This window comes from Glycomyces tritici, assembly GCF_030403505.1.
Genome location: NZ_JAUEMJ010000011.1, coordinates 59,792 through 75,556 on the forward strand (window position 1 = coordinate 59,792; position 15,765 = coordinate 75,556).

Here is a 15,765-nt window from a genome sequence, read left to right on the forward strand (position 1 = left end):
TTCGCGAGAGGTGGGCCATGTGGCAAGCGCGGAGCACCGGCTCCCGTGAGATGCACCGGTTTGTAGTGACCCATTGGGAGGTGTCGTGACAGCGGAACCTGCGGACGGCAAGTCCGGTGAGTCGCATTCCTCCCCAGTGGCGAATTCGCGTACACCTCTTACCGAACCGGACACTTCGGTCGAGCAGCTGCTGATCACCGAATGCGACTGCCACGAGGCCGGACTGCTGGTGGTCGGTGAGATAGATTTGAACGGCCACGACGACTGGGAGAAAGCACTGCGTCGGGTCACCGGCCATGGCGCCGAGGTCCACCTCCACCTCGCTGGGCTCCGATTCATCGACGTCCGAGGGGTCACCTTGCTCGTGAACATCGCAGACGGCCTGGACGGCGGTCAGCTGATCGTCGCCCACGGGGCGCCCCCTGGCTTCGACCGGGTCATGCGGGTGCTGTGGCCGGACTGCGCGGCCGGGATACTGATCGAAGGAGATCAATGACCGAAGCATCAACATCGGGCATCCGCGATCAGGAGAACACGGACGGGTTCGAGCACCCCGTCTTCTTCTACTCCTCGCCCGACGAGTTCCTCGCCGGCACCGTTCCGTTCATCGAGGCCGCCCTGAGCGCCGATGAGCCCGCGGCCGCCGCCGTGCCCAAGCACAACCTGGAGTCCCTCAGGAAGGCGCTGGGGACCTCCGCCGAGCGCGTCATGCTCATCGACATGACCGATGCCGGCGCCAATCCCGGCCGGATCATCCCCGGGGTGCTGCGCTCATTCGTAGACGCCCACAAGGGCAGTCACCGGGTGCGCATCATCGGCGAGCCGATCTGGCCCGGCCGCAGCGAACTGGAGTACCCGGCGTGCGTCCAGCACGAGGCGCTGCTCAACCTCGCCTTCGACGGCCGCCCGGTCACCAAGCTCTGCCCTTACGACGCCGAAGGCCTCAGCCCGCAGACGATCGCGGACGCGCGCGCCACGCACCCGCTGGTCATCGACAGCACGGGGCGGCACCCGAGCGAGCAGTACGATCCGGGCCGCATCCTGACCGACTACAACCAGCCGCTGGCCCCCGCGCCGAGGACCGCCATCGAGCGCGTCGCCGACAAGCGGACGCTCGACAACGCGCGCTGGTTCGTGACCTCGTACGGGCGCTCGGCCGGCCTCTCGAGCATGCAGCTCATCGACCTCGAGATCGCCGTCACCGAACTCTTGACCAACAGCATCCAGCACGGCGGCGGCACCGGCACGTTCCGCGTCTGGACCGAAGGCGCGCAGTTCATCTGCGAGGTCTGCGACGTCGGGCACATCACCGACCCGCTCGCGGGTCGCATGCCGAAGGACGAGTCGCAGGGACACGGACGGGGACTGGTGCTCGTCAACCAGGTCGTGGACCTGTTCCTCGCGCACACCAGTCCCCGTGGGACCACCATCCGGATCTACCTTCGCCTGCCCGGCGCGTAGACCCGGCGCAGCGGCTCAGGCGAGTTCCTCGCGGAGCTCGTTGAGCGTGCGGTTGAGCAGGCGGGAGACGTGCATCTGGGAGATGCCCACCTCCTCGGCGATCTGCGTCTGGGTCATGTCGCCGAAGTAGCGCAGGCCGAGGATCCTGCGCTCGCGCTCGGGCAGCTCCTGGACGAGCGGGGCGAGCGTCTCGTGGTTCTCGACGAGCTCGAGGGCGCTGTCCTCGCCGCCGATCGTCTCGGCCAGGGAGAGCCGGTTCTCGTCCTCGAACGGGGGCTCGTCGAGCGAGACCGCCCGGAAGGCCTGGCGGGCTTCGTAGCCCTCCTGGACTTCGCGCACGGTGATGTCGAGGTGCTCGGCCAGCTCCTCGTCGGTCGGCGGGCGGCCGAGGTCCTGGGAGAGCTCGGCGCTGGCGTGGTTGAGGGAGAGGCGCAGCTCTTGGAGCCGGCGCGGCACGCGCATGGGCCAGGTGGTGTCGCGGAAGTGGCGTCGCACCTCGCCCATGACCGTCGGGACGGCGAAGGAGAGGAAGTCCGCGCCCTTGCGGGCGTCGAACCGGTCGACCGCGTGGATCAGACCGACCGAGGCGACCTGGACCAGGTCGTCCTTCGCAATGCCCTTGCCGGAGAACCGCTGCGCGATGTGCTCGGCCAGCGGGAGGTAGCCGGTGACCAGGCGGTCCCTGACCTCGGTCCACTCGGGATCGTCCGGGTCGAGCCGCGCCAGGTCCTCGAACAGCGGCTCGAGGTGGCTGTACTCGTCCGACTTGCGGCGCTGCTGCTGTCGTGTGTGGGTCATAGGTTCTTCCTCCAGTCTTGGCTTGGGGGGTAGGTGCCCTGGAGTTGCAGCGGGCCCGGCTGTCCACCGAGCCCTCAATGCTGTCAACGCCGTGGTCACCGTCCGACCATTCTGGTCAGGAGTAGCATGTCCTTCAGCGACTTCGTCGCCTTTGACTCCCATCGACTTCAACGTTTTCATCAGCATACGAGAATGGCTTGGGGATGTCACCAGGCGGCTCCCAACGCAATTCTTAAACCTGTTTGAGATGGAGATCACATGTGCTTCGCGAGCCGGGAATGCGGCCGGCGATCAGCTACGCCACCAGCACGATCGCCACTCCCCCGCCACAGGGGTTCGCTGCCGCACCTCCGGAATCAGCGGCCGACCCGCTCCCCGGATATCAGCGAATAGACGTCGGTCGATAACTCACAGCTGTCTCCGCAACTACGTTTGGTTGCTTCACGTATACTCGACCGCGACTCGATGCACACTTGTCGGCGGTCGTGAACACCGACGAGCGGCAGGCACCGTCCCGGTCGAAGGAGGCGCGTGATGAGCTCAATGCCCGCCCTCCGGGCCGAGGAGCCGTTCGATCATCCCACCCTGCACTACCGCGGCCCCCAGGAGTACCTGGAAGGCACGATCCCGTTCATCGACGAGGCGCTCACCGCCGGTGAACCCGTGGCCGTCGCAGTGCCGGCCCGCAACCTGGACCTGCTGCAGGACGCCTTGGGCGCCTCGGCGGCACGCGTGCACATGCTCGACATGACCAAGGCCGGCGCGAACCCCGGCCGGATCATCCCCGGCGTCCTGCGCGAGTTCGCCGACCGGCATCGCGACCGCCGCGTCCGGATCATCGGCGAGCCGATCTGGCAGGGCCGCAGCGATCTGGAGTACCCGGCCTGCGCCCAGCACGAGGCGCTGATCAACCCCGCCTTCACCGGCAGGAACGTCGCCATCCTGTGCCCGTACGACGTCGACGGCCTCGACCGGCGGGCGATCGCCGACTCGCTCGCGACGCATCCGGTCGTCATCGACGGCAAGGGGCGCCGCACCAGCGCCGCGTTCGATCACGAGCGCGTCGTCGCCCGCTACAACCGGCCGCTCCCGCCGCCGCCCAAGACGGCCATCGAACGCGCCGTCGACCGCGGCACCGTCGACAACGCCCGCTGGTTCGTGACCTCCTTCGGACGCAAGGCCGGCCTGCGCGCCGACCGGCTCATCGACCTCGAGATCGCCGTCACCGAACTGGTCACCAACAGCATCCGCCACGGCGGAGGGACCGGGACGCTGCGCGTCTGGACCGATGGCGACCTGCTCGTCTGCGAAGTGGCCGACGCCGGGCACCTCACCGACCCCCTCGCGGGCCGCCGCCCGGTCGACGGGGGCCGCGAGGGCCACGGACTGCTGCTGGTCAACCATGTCGTGGACCTGCTCCGCACCCACACGGGCCCGGCGGGCACCACCATGAGAATCTACATAGGAATGGACTCGGACCGGGACCACTGGGCGGACTGACCGTCGGTCGCCGCGATCTACACGTCCCCCCGTCCGCGTCGCAGGTGCACGCTCGGGCATGGCCGAGTGCCCGCTCATGCCCGCAGGCATCGGTAGACGGTGTCCACGAGTCCGTTGACGCGGAGGTCGTTGCCCTCCAGCAGTTCCGATCCGCGGTTGGGGGTGTAGCCGAACGCGAGCTCGCCGCCGGGGTCGGCGAACGCGAAGGACCCGGTCGCTCCACCGTGGCCGAAGCTCCCGGCCGGGACGCCGCCGGGGACGAACGGGCCGCCCGGGACCATGAACCCCAGGCCCCAGTCGGTGCGGATGTTCAGCACCCGGTCCCGGCCGGTGCTGTAGACCGTTCCGGCCTGCCGGGCCAGCTCGGGGCCGAACAGCCGGATGCCGTCGACCTCGCCGATGGTGGCGGCGAACAGCTTCGCCAGGCCGGCCGCATTCGCCGCGCCGTCGGTCGAGGGCGCCTCGACCAGCGAGAACTTGGGGTCGCTCGCCGATTCCCATCCGATCTGGAAGCTGCCGTACATCGCCCGGTACGTGAGTGAGGCCGGGTCCGCGAGGCCTTCGTACAGGCCTTGGAGTTCGGCGACCCGGCTGCCGAGCATCACCGCTTCGGTCGCGGCGGGCACGACGAGCGTCGCCAGGCGCGGCAGTTCGCTCTCGGGCAGGCCGATGTAGCAGTCCAGGCCGAGGGGCTCGGCGATCGCGGACGCGAAGTACCGGCCCACGGTGGCGCCGGTGACCGCTTTGACGACCCCGCTGAGGAGGTGGCCGAACGTGACCCCGTGGTACCCGTGCGCCCCGCCGGGCGTCCATTGCGGACGTGCGGCGGCGATCGCGTCGAACACCGGGGTGCCTGCTGCCAGCGCCTCGTAGGTGACCGGCGCGTGTTCAAGCGAGACGACGCCCGAGCGGTGGGTGAGCACCATGCGGAGGGTGATGTCCTGCTTGCCTTCGGCGGCGAAAGCGGGCCAGTAGTCGGCGATCGGTCGGTCGAGTTCGAGGCTGCCGCGGTCGACCAGGTGCAGGACGCTGACGGCGGCCATGGCCTTGGTGGTCGAGGCGATGCCCGTCACGGTGTCGCGGTGCCACGCCCGGCCCGATTCGGGGTCGGCCTGCCCGCCCCACAGGTCGACGACCGGGCGGCCGCGGTGCAGCACCGCGACCGCCGCCCCGACCTCCTTGCGGTCCGCGAAGTGCCGCGCGAAGCACTCGCGTACCGGCTCGAACCCTGCGGCCGTGACGCCTTCGATCGTTGTCGGCATGGTGCGCCCCTTCCTCGTAGCCTACCGTCCGGTCGGTAGATTAGCCTACCGCCCGGTCGGTAGTCAATGGGGTAGCATGACCGGCGTAGCGACGACGAAGGAGCGGCATTGGCGGGCAGGCAGGACACCGCGGTCACGCGGGACCGGATCTTGGAGACCGCTCGCGAGCTGTTCGGCGCGAACACGTACCGGGCCTCTTCGATGCGCGAGATCGCGGCCAGGCTCGGCATCGCCAAACCCTCGCTCTACCACCACTTCAGCAGCAAGGCTGAGATCCTCGAGCAGCTGCTGGAAGCACCGATCGAGGCGCTCGGCGCGGCAGTGGAGGCCGCCGCCGGCGAGCCCGACGCCGACGAGGCGCGGCGCCGCCTCCTGCGCGACTGCATCGCGGTGATGATCACGCACCAGGACGTCATGCGCCTGCTCCTGCGGGACGCGTCGATCTACAGCGACGACTCCATGCAGCTCGTCGGCACGGTCGTCGCCACGGTCGACCGCGCGACAGCGATCCTCGCCGGCCCGGGCGCCGACTGGCGCCGGCGACTCCGCGCCGCGCAGGCGTTCGCGGCCGCCACCGATCCGGTCGGCCGGTTCCCGGACGCCCCCGTCGAAGCGCTCCGCGAAGCACTCTTCCTGGGGGCCATGGCGATCCTCGACCTCGACTGACCGCCGTCCGGCGCCGGGGACGCGCCGGCGGCACGGGAAGCGTTGCGGGACCGAACAATCCGGTTACCTGAGGCACGGCACCGTCCCCGCCCCGATCGGCGTGAACGCATGACGGGCGCGGCGATCGCCGGTAGGGTGCACGGATGCCGACCCATGATCTCTCCCGAACGCTCGATTGGCAGGGACGGACGATCGCGTGGGACCGCTTCGGGTCCGGTCCCGCCCTGGTGCTCCTGCACGGCACGCCTTGGTCGTCCTACCTGTGGCGGCCCTTCGCCGACGCGTTCGCCGAGCGCTTCACCGTCCACCTCTGGGACATGCCCGGCTACGGCCGCTCATCAAAGGACCCGTCCCACGCCGTCGACCTCGGCTTCCAGTCCGAGCTGTTCGCGCACCTGCTCGAGGCGTGGGGTCTTGAACGGCCCCATGTGATCGCGCACGACTACGGCGGCACCGTCGCGTTGCGGGCCCGGCTGCTCCACGGCACCAGGTACGCCTCGCTGTGCCTCGTCGACGTCGTGGCGCTGCGGCCTTGGGGCTCGCCGTTCTACCGCCTCGTACGCGAACACGCCGACGTCCTCACCCGGCTGCCTCCGCCCGTCCACCGTGGAGCTGTCGAGGCGTACATCCGCGGCGCTTCCCACCGCGGGCTGAGCGACGCCGACCTCGGAGCCCTGGTCGATCCGTGGACCGGCGAGTCCGGTCAGCCGGCCTTCTACCGGCAGATCGAGGCGGCCGACGAGCGGTTCACCGACGAGGTGGAGGACCGCTACGGGGACATCGACGAACCGACCCGCATCCTGTGGGGCGCCGACGACGCCTGGATCCCGGTCGACCATGCGCACCGGCTCCACGCGGCCATGCCGGGCGCCTCGCTCGCCGTCATCGAAGACGCCGGGCACCTCGTCCAACTCGACGCGCCGGTCCGCCTCGCCGCCGAGCTGACGCGCTGGACCGAGTCCGTGCGGTGAACGCCTCCGGTCCGGGCCCGGCTCCGCTGCGGTCGCGTGGAGCCGGGCGCGGCCGGACCGGCGTCGCGCTCAGTTGCGCAGGCCCAGGCGCCCCCGGGTCGCGAGCAGCAGGATGACGGCGAGGATCGCGAAGGCCACGAGCTGCACGGTCTCGTACGCAAGGTCGTTGTCGACACCGGGGAACAGCACCGGGAGCAGCGAGACGTTGCAGTAGGTGTGCGCCAGGATCGCGATCGGCCCGCTGCCCTCCGTGCGGTTGTACAACCAGGTGAACAGGTAGGCGATCGCGATCGTGAAGCCGAGGAACACGAGGTAGGGGCGGACGCTGGCGGCGAGGTCGCTGCCGGCGTGGTTGTAGCCGTCGATGAGGAACAGCGGCAGGTGCCACAGGCCCCACATCACCCCCAGGACGAGCGTGCCGAGCGCGGGCCCGAACCGCTCCTGCAGCCGCGGCGTGGCGAAGTTGCGCCACCCGGGCTCCTCCCCGAGCGGGCCGCCCACGATGAGGACGACGACGAACGCGACCGCCCAGCCGCCGAGCTCCCCGGGCTCGGGCCGGAACGCCGCGAGCGCGCCGGGCAGCGGTAGGACGCACAGCATCAGCAGTGCCGGGAGGCCGATCATGACCAGGGCGTACCAGCGCCGTCCCACTCGCCAATGGCACAGGTCGCGCACCAGGGCCCGCACACCGGCGCGGCCGTCGGTTGCCGCCGTGACGACGAAGGCGGCGAGGAACGGCCCGATGAAGGGCGCGGCGAACATCCAGGGCACCAGCGGAAGGCGCAGGACGAGGATGCACAGCAGCTCGTAGGCGAATGCGGGCGCGAACGACAGGACGAAGAAGCTCAGAAGCGGGCGGTCGCTGATCGTGCGAATGATCGGGTTGCGGCGCAACGGGACTGGGGTCTGGATCATGTTCGGTCTCCTCGATGGGCGTTGACGTGCGGTCCAGCGTGCCCGCCGCGGGCCGCCGTCGTGCATCCGTCGTCGGAGGGATCGGCCGGACGGCATATCCGTCTTTCGGCAGAGAGACGCCGCGGACCGGGCTCGGTACGGTTCGGGGCATGAACGATGCATCGCGACGCAAGGACAGCACGGCCCGTGTGGCCCGGATGCTCACGGCGGCTGCCGTAGTGGCCGCCGGGGCGGTCGGCTTGGCGTTCGCGCAGTGGTCGGCGGTGGTGCCCGCGGTCGCGGCGGTCCTCGCACTCGCCGCCCCGGGCGGCAGGTGCCTCCGGTACCGGCGCACGGGTGCGGCGGCCTCCGCGGTCGCCGCCGTCTCACTGCTGTGCACCCTGCTTCACCGGGGCCCGCTGACCGGCTCGGCCGGCATCTGGGTCCTCGTGGAGCTCGCCGCGTTCGCCGTGCTCGTCGGCGTGGCAGTGCGACACGCGCCCGGCCGGCAGGCCGCGGGTGCCGCGGCCCTGGCCGTGCTCGCGCTCGGCCTGCAGCCGTTGCGGATGCTGCGCGACGCGTCTCCCCTGTGGACCGAGTACGTGTTCTTCCTCGGCGGCTGGACCATCGTCGGACTGGTCGCCGTAGCGGTCGGTGTCGTCGCGCGACTGGCCGACCGGCGCCGGTCGCGGGCGCTGGCCGAGGTGCGGCGGCGCGAGCGGCTCGCCCTCGCCGGCGACCTGCACGACCTGGTGGCGCACGACGTGACCGGGATCGTGCTCGACGCGCAGGCGACCCGCGCCGAAGCGGACCCCGCGCAGGCACCGGACGCGCTGGAGCGCATCGAGAAGGCCGGACTGCAGGCCTTGGCCGCGATGGACCGGACCGTCGGGATGCTCCGCGACGAGGGCGGCGCGGCGGAGCCCGGCACCCGCACGTACGGGGTGGCCGACGTGGCCGAGCTGGCCGACAGGTTCGCGGCCACCGCGCGCGTCCCCGTGCACCGGCATATCGACCCGGATCTGGCCGATCGCGTCCCGCGCGAGGCCGGTGACGCCGTCTACCGGCTGGTGGCCGAGGCCCTGACGAACGTTCGCAGGCACGCCCCGAGCGCCGCCGAGGTCAGCGTCGCGCTCACCGCCGAGGCGGCGGTGCTGCGGGTGCGCGTCGCCGACACCGCCTCGCGATCACTGGTGCGCCACCACCGCCTCGCGCACCGCGGCGGCCACGGCGGGACCGGCCTCATCGGACTCGCCGCCCGGGTCGAGGCGCTCGGCGGCGAACTGCACGCCGGCCCCGACGCCACGGGCTGGCTCGTCGAGGCGAGCCTGCCGCTCGGACGGGAGGCGTCGTGACGATCCGTGTCCTCGTCGCCGACGACCAGGACGGCGTCCGCCGCGGACTGTGCCGCCTCATCGACGCCCAGTCCGACATGGCCGTCGTCGGCGAGGCCGCCGACGGCCTCCAGGCGGTCGCGCTCGCCCGGTCGCTGCGCCCCGATGTGGCCCTGGTCGACATCCGGATGCCGCGCCTGGACGGCTTGGACGTCACCCGGCTCCTCGCCGACGCGTCGGCGCCCGAACCGGTCCGGGTCGTCATCGTCACCACGTTCGACCACGACGAGTACGTCCACACAGCGCTGCAGGCAGGCGCGTGCGGTTTCGTGCTGAAGCGCTCCGGCCCGGCCCTGCTCGCCGAGGCCGTGCGCGCCGCCGTCGCCGGCGAATCGCTGATCAGCCCGGCCATCACCGTCCGGCTGCTCCAGCATCTCGCGCCGGTCCGAACCGGTAAGGCGCAGCGGAATCCGCTCACGCCGCGAGAGACCGAACTGGCCCGGCTGGTGGCACGCGGCCTCTCCAACGCCGACATCGCCGCCGAACTGTTCATCTCCGTCGGCACGGTCAAGACGCACCTGGCCAACATCCAGGCCAAGCTCGGCGCCGCCAACCGCGTGGGCATCGCCGCCTGGTGCTGGCAGACCGGCCGCGCCACCCCGTGACCCGCACTGCCGAGGCCAGGTCGGCTGCCGCGCACCCCGGAGGGCCGCCGCGAACTCATCCGTTCAGTGGAGGCGCGGCACCGCCCACTGGGCCATCATGGACGCATGGGCACGAGCGGGCGACGCGACGCCGAACGGGGGCGACACCCCGTCCGCGAACCCGCCGCCGCTCCGACATAGCGCACCCGTTCCGCCGCGATCGGCACGCGGCAAGCCCGCCGACCCGTCACCGCCACACCACGAGCATCACGTCCCGATCCCCATCGGACCACCCCTTTCAGGAGAGTGAACGCCACGTGCTCAGCCGGCCCGACCACGATTTCAAGTTCGTCAACCCCCGCCGACGCAGTCTCCTCGCCGCCGTCGCCGCGGCCTCGGTCGCCGCGGGCGTCGGCGCGAGCCTCGCCGAACCCGCCTCCGGAGCCACTGCGGATTGCGGCGCGGACGACGCCCTGACCTGGTTCGACACCACGGTCGCCGTCACCGCCGCGGGAGGGTCGACCGTCCGCGTCATCAACGACCGCTCCTGGGCCATCGCCTGGAGCGCCGCCGCGCGGGCCCTGCGAACCGCGCCGCGCAGAAGCCGCGAGCACTACTCCCGAGCCGCCCTCGCGTCGGCGCTCCACACCGGGTTGTCAGCGCTCACCACCGGGCAGCAGGAAGCGCTCGACGCGGCGCTGGCTGAGGCGCTCGCCCGGATTCCCAAGGGCAGGGCCAAGAGCGAGGGCGTCGCCGCCGGCGCGCGGGAAGCCCGAGCCCTGCTCGCCGACCGTGAAGGCGACGGCCTCGACCCCGCCTCGATCAGCCCCCAGATCGAAGTCCCCGCACCCGCACCGGGGATCTGGCGGCCCACCCCGCCGGCACTGTCGCGCCCGACCACCGCCGGGATCGCCTACGCCAGGCCCTTCGCGCTCGAATCGGTCGAGCAGTTCCGGCCCGCCGGCCCGCCGCCCGTCGGCTCCGACGCCTACCGCGCCGAACTCGACGAGGTCCGGTCGCTGGGCCGGCTCGACTCCCCCGACCGCACCGAGGAGCAGTCGTTCATCGCGCAGTTCTGGTTCACCTCGGCGGTCCCGCTGCTCCAGCAGTCGCTGCGGCGGGGCCTCGAGCGGACGGACGACCTCGCCGACCGCGTGGAGCTCGTCGCCCTCTTCTACATCGGACAGGTCGACTCCCAGATCGCCGGCGCCGAGACGAAGTACCACTACTGGCACTGGCGTCCGATCAGCGCCGTCCGGGAGGACCCGGACGCCCCCGAGCCGGGCTGGACCCCGTTCGAGACGACCCCGAGCCACCCCGACTACATCAGCGGGACCAGCCTCTACACCGGCGTGGGCCAAGCACTGCTGCAGGCGCTCGTGCCGCAGGGTCCCGGGCGCGGGTTCCGGCTCACGAGCCCGGACTTCCCGGCGACGCCGCGCTCGTACTCGGGTTGGGCCGCACTGGGTCCGGAGGCCGTCTCGGCGCGCGTGCTGACCGGCATCCACTTCCGCACGGCCGGAAGGGACGCCCTGACGCTCGGCGCGGACGTGGTCGGCCATGCGGTGCACCTCCAGGACGACCTCTTCGGCTGACGCAGGGCCGCCGTGCCGCACCCGGCCACTGCGGTCTCGGTTCGCTCGGGAGCTTTACTCGTGAGGGTCCGCCTGGGACACTGTGGTGTGCGCGGCTCCTCCCGAACCGCTGCGCCGCAGGACGCCCCGGCGCCGTGCGCCCTCGAGATCCCAAGGACGAACGGGATTGGAACCACCGGCTCCCCCTGCCACCCCGCCCGCGCCCGTCGCCCGGCCCCGGGCGGGCCGCCCGATCGCACGGCTGGCCGCGTGCGCCGCGCTCAGCGCCGTCGTCCTCGTGCACGGATCGGCGGGCAGCTGGAAGTACTTCGGTTTCATGCTGCCCCAGGCGTGGAGCATCGTCGTGCTCGCCGCGGCGCTCGTCGCGGGCCGCCGGATGTCGCGGACGGCGATGCGGTGGCTGCGGTGGTCGACGCTCCCGGCGATGATCCTCCAGCAGCTGGCCTACATGGCCGATCACCAGCGCGGCGACCTGCTCGTCCTCAGCGCCTGGCTCGTCCTGCTCATCGGGCTGGAGCTGGCCGAGGACACCCCGGCACGGTTGCGGTACGCGCTGCGGCGGCTGTGCCGGCGCGAACTGCTGTCCGGTGACCGGCAGGCGGTGCGGCGGCTGGAGCGCGAGTTCGAGCGCTCGGGAAGGCGCCTGGCGATCGCCGGCGCGGGAGCCGTGGCGGTCGCGCTCACGGTGACGTGGCCGAGGTTCGAAGAGCTGCAGGCGAACTGGCGTTACTGGGAGTTCGGTCCGGCCGTCGCGGACCAGGTCTGGGTCACGGTCACCGGGGCGGTGATCGGCGCCTGGATGGGGCGCTTGATCGGCTACGGGCTGCTCGGCAGGTCGCTGCGGCGCCTGGAGGTGACCTTGCGGATGGTCCCGGTCCACCCCGACGAGGCCGCCGGGCTGAAGCCGATCGGCGACTTCTACTTCTACCATTCGCTGCTGGCGAATCTGCCCGCCGCGTTCCTCGGGGCCTGGGTGCTGACCCTCTCGCTGGCCCAGGGCGCACCGGCGATCGACCGCTACCGCCCCTTCCTCGGCCAGTACTTGACGCTGCTGGCGGTGGCGACGCTGATGGGCGTGCTCGCGTTCATCCTGCCGCTGTACTCGATACACCGGATGATGCGGCGGCAGAAGGAGGCCGTGCTGCTGGCCGAGGCCGACGGGCTCACGCCCGGCATCGAGGCGTCGCACCGGCACGCGGCGGAGGGCGGCGCGGGCGACGTGGACGCCGCCAAGCAGCGGCTCGAGACGCTGGTCGAGCGCTACCGGCAGTTCGAGGCGACACCGGTGTGGCCGATCGATCCGGCGATCCGGCGGCGGTTCACCGTGCGGAACCTGGTGCTCCTGCTGCCGTTCGCCGGGTACGTCCTCGGCGAGAGCCCTGTCTGGCAGGACGTGACCGACCTGGTGCGGAACCTGGGGTGACGCCTGGTCAGGGCCCGGTGCCCGGGGTTCGGGTCCGAGTGCCCTCCCAACGGACCGAGGCGTGTGGGTGGCCGGGTGGGACGCTAGTACTGCTTGTAGACGAGGCGGTCCTGGGTGAAGACCGTGAAGTTGTTGCCGTTGACGAAGGTGTTGCCCGCGAGCAGGAAGTAGGTGTTGGAGAGCGGGGAGTACGAGTGCACGCCGGTGAAGGTCTGGCTGCCGCCGTAGCAGGGGGCCGTGCCGCCGGGGGTCCACGAGCTCATGTAGTGGGTGGCGACGACCGTGCCCACCTGGTTGTTGCTCTGGTTGTTGACGGCCACGGTCAGCGTCGGCGTGGTGTAGCTCGATTGGCGGCACACGGTGATCGAGTACTGGAACGTCGTCCCGCCCGTGTCGAACTGGACCCAGCCGCTGGCGTACCCGAGCGAGTGCCCGTTCCCGGTGACCTGGATGGTGACGGGGATCTGGCCGCCCCAGGCCGCCTGGGCCGGCGAGGCGGTCATGACCGCGCCGGCGGTCATGGCGAGGACGGCGGCGAAGGCCACGAGGACCCGCCGGAGGAGGTTCGTTCGCATTGCGCTCCTTGAATCAGAGATGATCGAACATCATCGATGTGATGACCTCCAGAGTCTGTTGCAGTCCGACCACATTGAGCAATCCTCCGAACGTATGACGGTGCCGTGGAATGGAAACCGGTGACCGTCCACAGAAGAGACGCGGATCGTCCAGTGGGGTCGCCGAGGCGCCGGCTCGCTCGGGGGTGCACGGCGCCTCGCAACGCCTAAGTGGTGACCGAGAACCTCTTGACGGTGACGGCCCCGCCGAGCGCGGTGGTGGCGTGGTTGAAGACGGCGAAGCGGTATCCCATGAAGAACGTCCAGTTGCTGTTGAGCGTGAACGCGGGCCCGAGCTGGCTGAAGCTCGATCCGTCCTCGCTGTAGGAGAAGACGGCCTGGCGTCCCGAACCGGGGCGGATGTCCGCGGTGACGCGCAGCCAGACCCGGGCGCCGCACAGCTCGGCGCTCGCGCGTTCGGTGCCGGTGCCGGTCGTGTTCCAGCTGCCGTCCATGGTCAGGCCGTCGGTCATGGAGAGCCGGGTGACGCCGTTGTCGCGGCGCAGGCCGATCCAGGCCGAGGCGTCGCGGAGCATCGCCAGGCCCGCGCGGTCGCCGTTCGCCATGGCGGAGGGGTCGAGTTCCACGGTCGCCGTGGAGGAGGGCCCCTGGATCCGGTGGGTGAGGGTGTTGCGGGCCGAGTAGAGGTCGTTGGTGACCGTGGCGGTCTGGAGCCGCAGCCCGTTCCCGGTCGTCCATTTCGTGTTGTCGGGGTTGTGGTTCCACTCCCACTTGGCGGCGAGCGTCGCGGCGGTGAACTCGTCGGTGCCGGTCAGGGACGGCACGGGGTGCGGGGTGAGGTTCGGGAACGGGTAGGTGCTCCCCCACGCGCCGTTCACGGTGGTGACCTGCGGCCAGCCGTCCGAGGTCCAGGTGATCGGCGCCAGCGCGGGCATCCGCCCGCCGGGGTAGGCGTCGACGAAGGCCATGTAGTACCAGGCGCCGTTCGGCGTCGAGATGAGCCCGCCCTGGTGGGGGACGCCGCCGCCGGAGATCGGGCCGCGCATGTCCAGCAGGACCTGCCTGAGTGTGTAAGGGCCCCAAGGCGAGGAGGATTTGAGGATGTACTGGCCGTTGGCCGGCCGGGTGAGGAAGATGTAGTAGCTGCCGTTGATCTTGTAGAACCGGGCGCCTTCGAGGGTGCCGATGTTCGAGGGCGTGCTGAAGACCTGCTGGTTGCGGACTTCGGTCCTGCCGTCGGGCGAGAGCTGGGCGACCGAGATCTGGGTGTTGCCGTAGGCGACGTAGATGGTGTTGTCGGTGTCGACGAGCATCCCGGCGTCGTAGTAGGCGCGGCTCAGTTCGGCGTGGCGGGTCCAGGGCCCGGCGGGGTTGGCGGCGGTGTACATGTAGGAGCGGGCGAAGTCGATCTGGCCGAGCCAGTAGAAGCGGTTCTCGCTGGTGCGGTGCGCGATCGAGGACGCCCAGATGCCGCGCACGTAGCCGCGGCCGCCGCTCATGTTGTACTTCGCCCCGAAGTCGAGCGAGGGCACGGAGTGGCCGATGAACTCCCAGTTCACGAGGTCTCGCGAGTGCAGGACGGGCGCGCCTGGCGAGTAGTGCATGGTGGACGCGGTCATGTAGAAGTCCGAGCCGACGCGGATGACCTCGACGTCGGCGAAGTCCTGCCAGATGACGGGGTTGGCGAAGGTCGACTGCTGGGCTCCGGCGGTGAACGGGTGGACGGCGGTCGCGGCGACGGCTCCGGCGAGCGCGCTGGCCCCGCCGATGAGCACTCCCCTGCGGCTCTTGGAAAATTCGAGCCAGGACATGGTGGCTCCCTTCGCTGGTCGAGGATGGTCTACGTAGGTGGGCTGGTCGGACGGGTCGCGGCAGGGCGTGGCCGGACCGGAGGGTGCGCCCCCTCGGTCCGGTCCCGGCCGGTCAGATCGCGGCCGCGTCGATGTCGGCGAGGACGGTGTCCGCTCCGCAGGTGACGCCCACGGGAATGAGCGAGAACTGCTGGTTCGTCGCGCCCGTCGGCGCCCACTGGCGGATCGGGGCGCCCAGGGCGGTCGACCAGTTGTAGACGTCGATGGCCTTGCCCGAGTGGCGGTTGACGAAGGAGTAGTAGCCTTCGGCGTTCCGGTTCACCTGCCACTGCTGGTTGTTGCCGTTCACGTTGGTGTACTGCGCGATGGTGCCGCCGTCGGCGGTGCTGAGGTTCCACACGTCGAGCACCTGCCCGGAGTGGCGGATCTGCATCCGGTAGTAGCCGCCGCCGCTGTCGATGAAGCGGAACTGCTGGTTGGTGGCTTCGAGGTTGGTGTACTGGGTGAGGATCGCGCCGGTCGCGGTCGAGGCGCCCTGGATGTCGAGCGCGAGGCCCGAGTGGCGGGAGACGACGGTGTACCAGTCGCTGGTGCTCGGCGGCTGCGCTTCGGCGCGGTCGGGGGCGAGGGCCACGAGTGCGGCGGTGGCGATCACGACGGCCGCCGCGAGCGCGGCCAGGCCGCGGGTCCATCGGGACAGGATCGAGCAATCGGGTGCGGCCGATGTCATCGGGTGCTCCTTAGCGGACGCGGGAACGGGGGCGGGGTTCGGGGGCCGGAGTGCAGACCGGTTTCGAAACGTTCGGGTGAAGTTCCGAAAATTAACTGATT

At 70.9% G+C, this 15,765-nt stretch carries 15 protein-coding genes; 9 read left to right on the plus strand and 6 right to left on the minus strand.

The genetic code is table 11. The features are described 5' to 3' along the window. Positions 1–73 precede the first annotated feature (73 nt). Both QWI33_RS25315 and QWI33_RS25320 read left to right on the plus strand, forming a co-directional pair. The gene (locus QWI33_RS25315; protein WP_289959625.1) at positions 74–496 is read left to right on the plus strand and encodes an STAS domain-containing protein; all 423 of its coding nucleotides are present in this window, start codon (positions 74–76) and stop codon (positions 494–496) included. Then, positions 493–1,461, plus strand: coding sequence for a sensor histidine kinase (locus tag QWI33_RS25320; protein ID WP_289959626.1), 969 nt, complete (start codon positions 493–495; stop codon positions 1,459–1,461). Before QWI33_RS25315 ends, QWI33_RS25320 begins: the two co-directional genes overlap by 4 nt. A 15-nt stretch (positions 1,462–1,476) precedes the next feature. Here the strand turns inward: QWI33_RS25320 and QWI33_RS25325 are convergent, their stop codons facing one another. Beyond that, positions 1,477–2,259 carry a SigB/SigF/SigG family RNA polymerase sigma factor gene (locus QWI33_RS25325; protein ID WP_289959627.1) on the minus strand — a complete coding sequence of 261 codons (783 nt, stop codon included), beginning with the start codon at positions 2,257–2,259 and terminating at the stop codon, positions 1,477–1,479. Between the two features lie 534 nt (positions 2,260–2,793). Between QWI33_RS25325 and QWI33_RS25330 the strand changes: the two genes are divergently transcribed. Next, positions 2,794–3,759: a sensor histidine kinase gene (locus QWI33_RS25330; protein WP_289959628.1), complete on the plus strand. Its 966-nt coding sequence runs from the start codon at positions 2,794–2,796 to the stop codon at positions 3,757–3,759. 74 nt (positions 3,760–3,833) lie between these two features. On the opposite strand, the gene QWI33_RS25335 is transcribed toward QWI33_RS25330, so the two are convergent. Next, positions 3,834–5,021 carry a serine hydrolase domain-containing protein gene (locus QWI33_RS25335; protein ID WP_289959629.1) on the minus strand — a complete coding sequence of 396 codons (1,188 nt, stop codon included), beginning with the start codon at positions 5,019–5,021 and terminating at the stop codon, positions 3,834–3,836. A gap of 108 nt (positions 5,022–5,129) precedes the next feature. Between QWI33_RS25335 and QWI33_RS25340 the strand changes: the two genes are divergently transcribed. Both QWI33_RS25340 and QWI33_RS25345 read left to right on the plus strand, forming a co-directional pair. Then, positions 5,130–5,687, plus strand: a complete 558-nt coding sequence (locus tag QWI33_RS25340) for a TetR/AcrR family transcriptional regulator (protein WP_289959630.1) — start codon at positions 5,130–5,132, stop codon at positions 5,685–5,687. Positions 5,688–5,830: 143 nt separating this feature from the next. Beyond that, entirely contained in the window at positions 5,831–6,658 is an 828-nt protein-coding gene (locus QWI33_RS25345; protein WP_289959631.1) for an alpha/beta fold hydrolase, read from the plus strand. A gap of 69 nt (positions 6,659–6,727) precedes the next feature. Here QWI33_RS25345 and QWI33_RS25350 read toward each other — a convergent pair whose 3' ends face one another. Beyond that, the gene (locus QWI33_RS25350) at positions 6,728–7,573 is read right to left on the minus strand and encodes a CPBP family intramembrane glutamic endopeptidase (protein ID WP_289959632.1); all 846 of its coding nucleotides are present in this window, start codon (positions 7,571–7,573) and stop codon (positions 6,728–6,730) included. A gap of 149 nt (positions 7,574–7,722) precedes the next feature. Here QWI33_RS25350 and QWI33_RS25355 point away from each other — a divergent pair, with 149 nt between their 5' ends. From QWI33_RS25355 to QWI33_RS25370, 4 genes are all read left to right on the plus strand, one after another. Beyond that, positions 7,723–8,907: a sensor histidine kinase gene (locus QWI33_RS25355; RefSeq protein ID WP_289959633.1), complete on the plus strand. Its 1,185-nt coding sequence runs from the start codon at positions 7,723–7,725 to the stop codon at positions 8,905–8,907. Continuing rightward, positions 8,904–9,551 (plus strand): response regulator, encoded by a 648-nt coding sequence (locus QWI33_RS25360; protein WP_289959634.1) that lies wholly within the window; start codon positions 8,904–8,906, stop codon positions 9,549–9,551. The genes QWI33_RS25355 and QWI33_RS25360 overlap by 4 nt, the downstream gene beginning before the upstream one ends. A gap of 296 nt (positions 9,552–9,847) precedes the next feature. Next, positions 9,848–11,125 (plus strand): vanadium-dependent haloperoxidase, encoded by a 1,278-nt coding sequence (locus QWI33_RS25365; RefSeq protein ID WP_289959635.1) that lies wholly within the window; start codon positions 9,848–9,850, stop codon positions 11,123–11,125. Between the two features lie 166 nt (positions 11,126–11,291). Beyond that, the gene (locus QWI33_RS25370) at positions 11,292–12,548 is read left to right on the plus strand and encodes a hypothetical protein (protein WP_289959636.1); all 1,257 of its coding nucleotides are present in this window, start codon (positions 11,292–11,294) and stop codon (positions 12,546–12,548) included. A gap of 83 nt (positions 12,549–12,631) precedes the next feature. Here the strand turns inward: QWI33_RS25370 and QWI33_RS25375 are convergent, their stop codons facing one another. From QWI33_RS25375 to QWI33_RS25385, 3 genes are all read right to left on the minus strand, one after another. After that, positions 12,632–13,123 carry a hypothetical protein gene (locus QWI33_RS25375; protein ID WP_289959637.1) on the minus strand — a complete coding sequence of 164 codons (492 nt, stop codon included), beginning with the start codon at positions 13,121–13,123 and terminating at the stop codon, positions 12,632–12,634. 206 nt (positions 13,124–13,329) lie between these two features. Next, positions 13,330–14,934 (minus strand): glycoside hydrolase family 43 protein, encoded by a 1,605-nt coding sequence (locus tag QWI33_RS25380; protein ID WP_289959638.1) that lies wholly within the window; start codon positions 14,932–14,934, stop codon positions 13,330–13,332. 112 nt (positions 14,935–15,046) lie between these two features. After that, a complete protein-coding gene (locus QWI33_RS25385) occupies positions 15,047–15,664 on the minus strand; it encodes an RICIN domain-containing protein (RefSeq protein ID WP_289959639.1) in 618 nt (205 codons plus the stop codon). Positions 15,665–15,765: the final 101 nt, after the last annotated feature.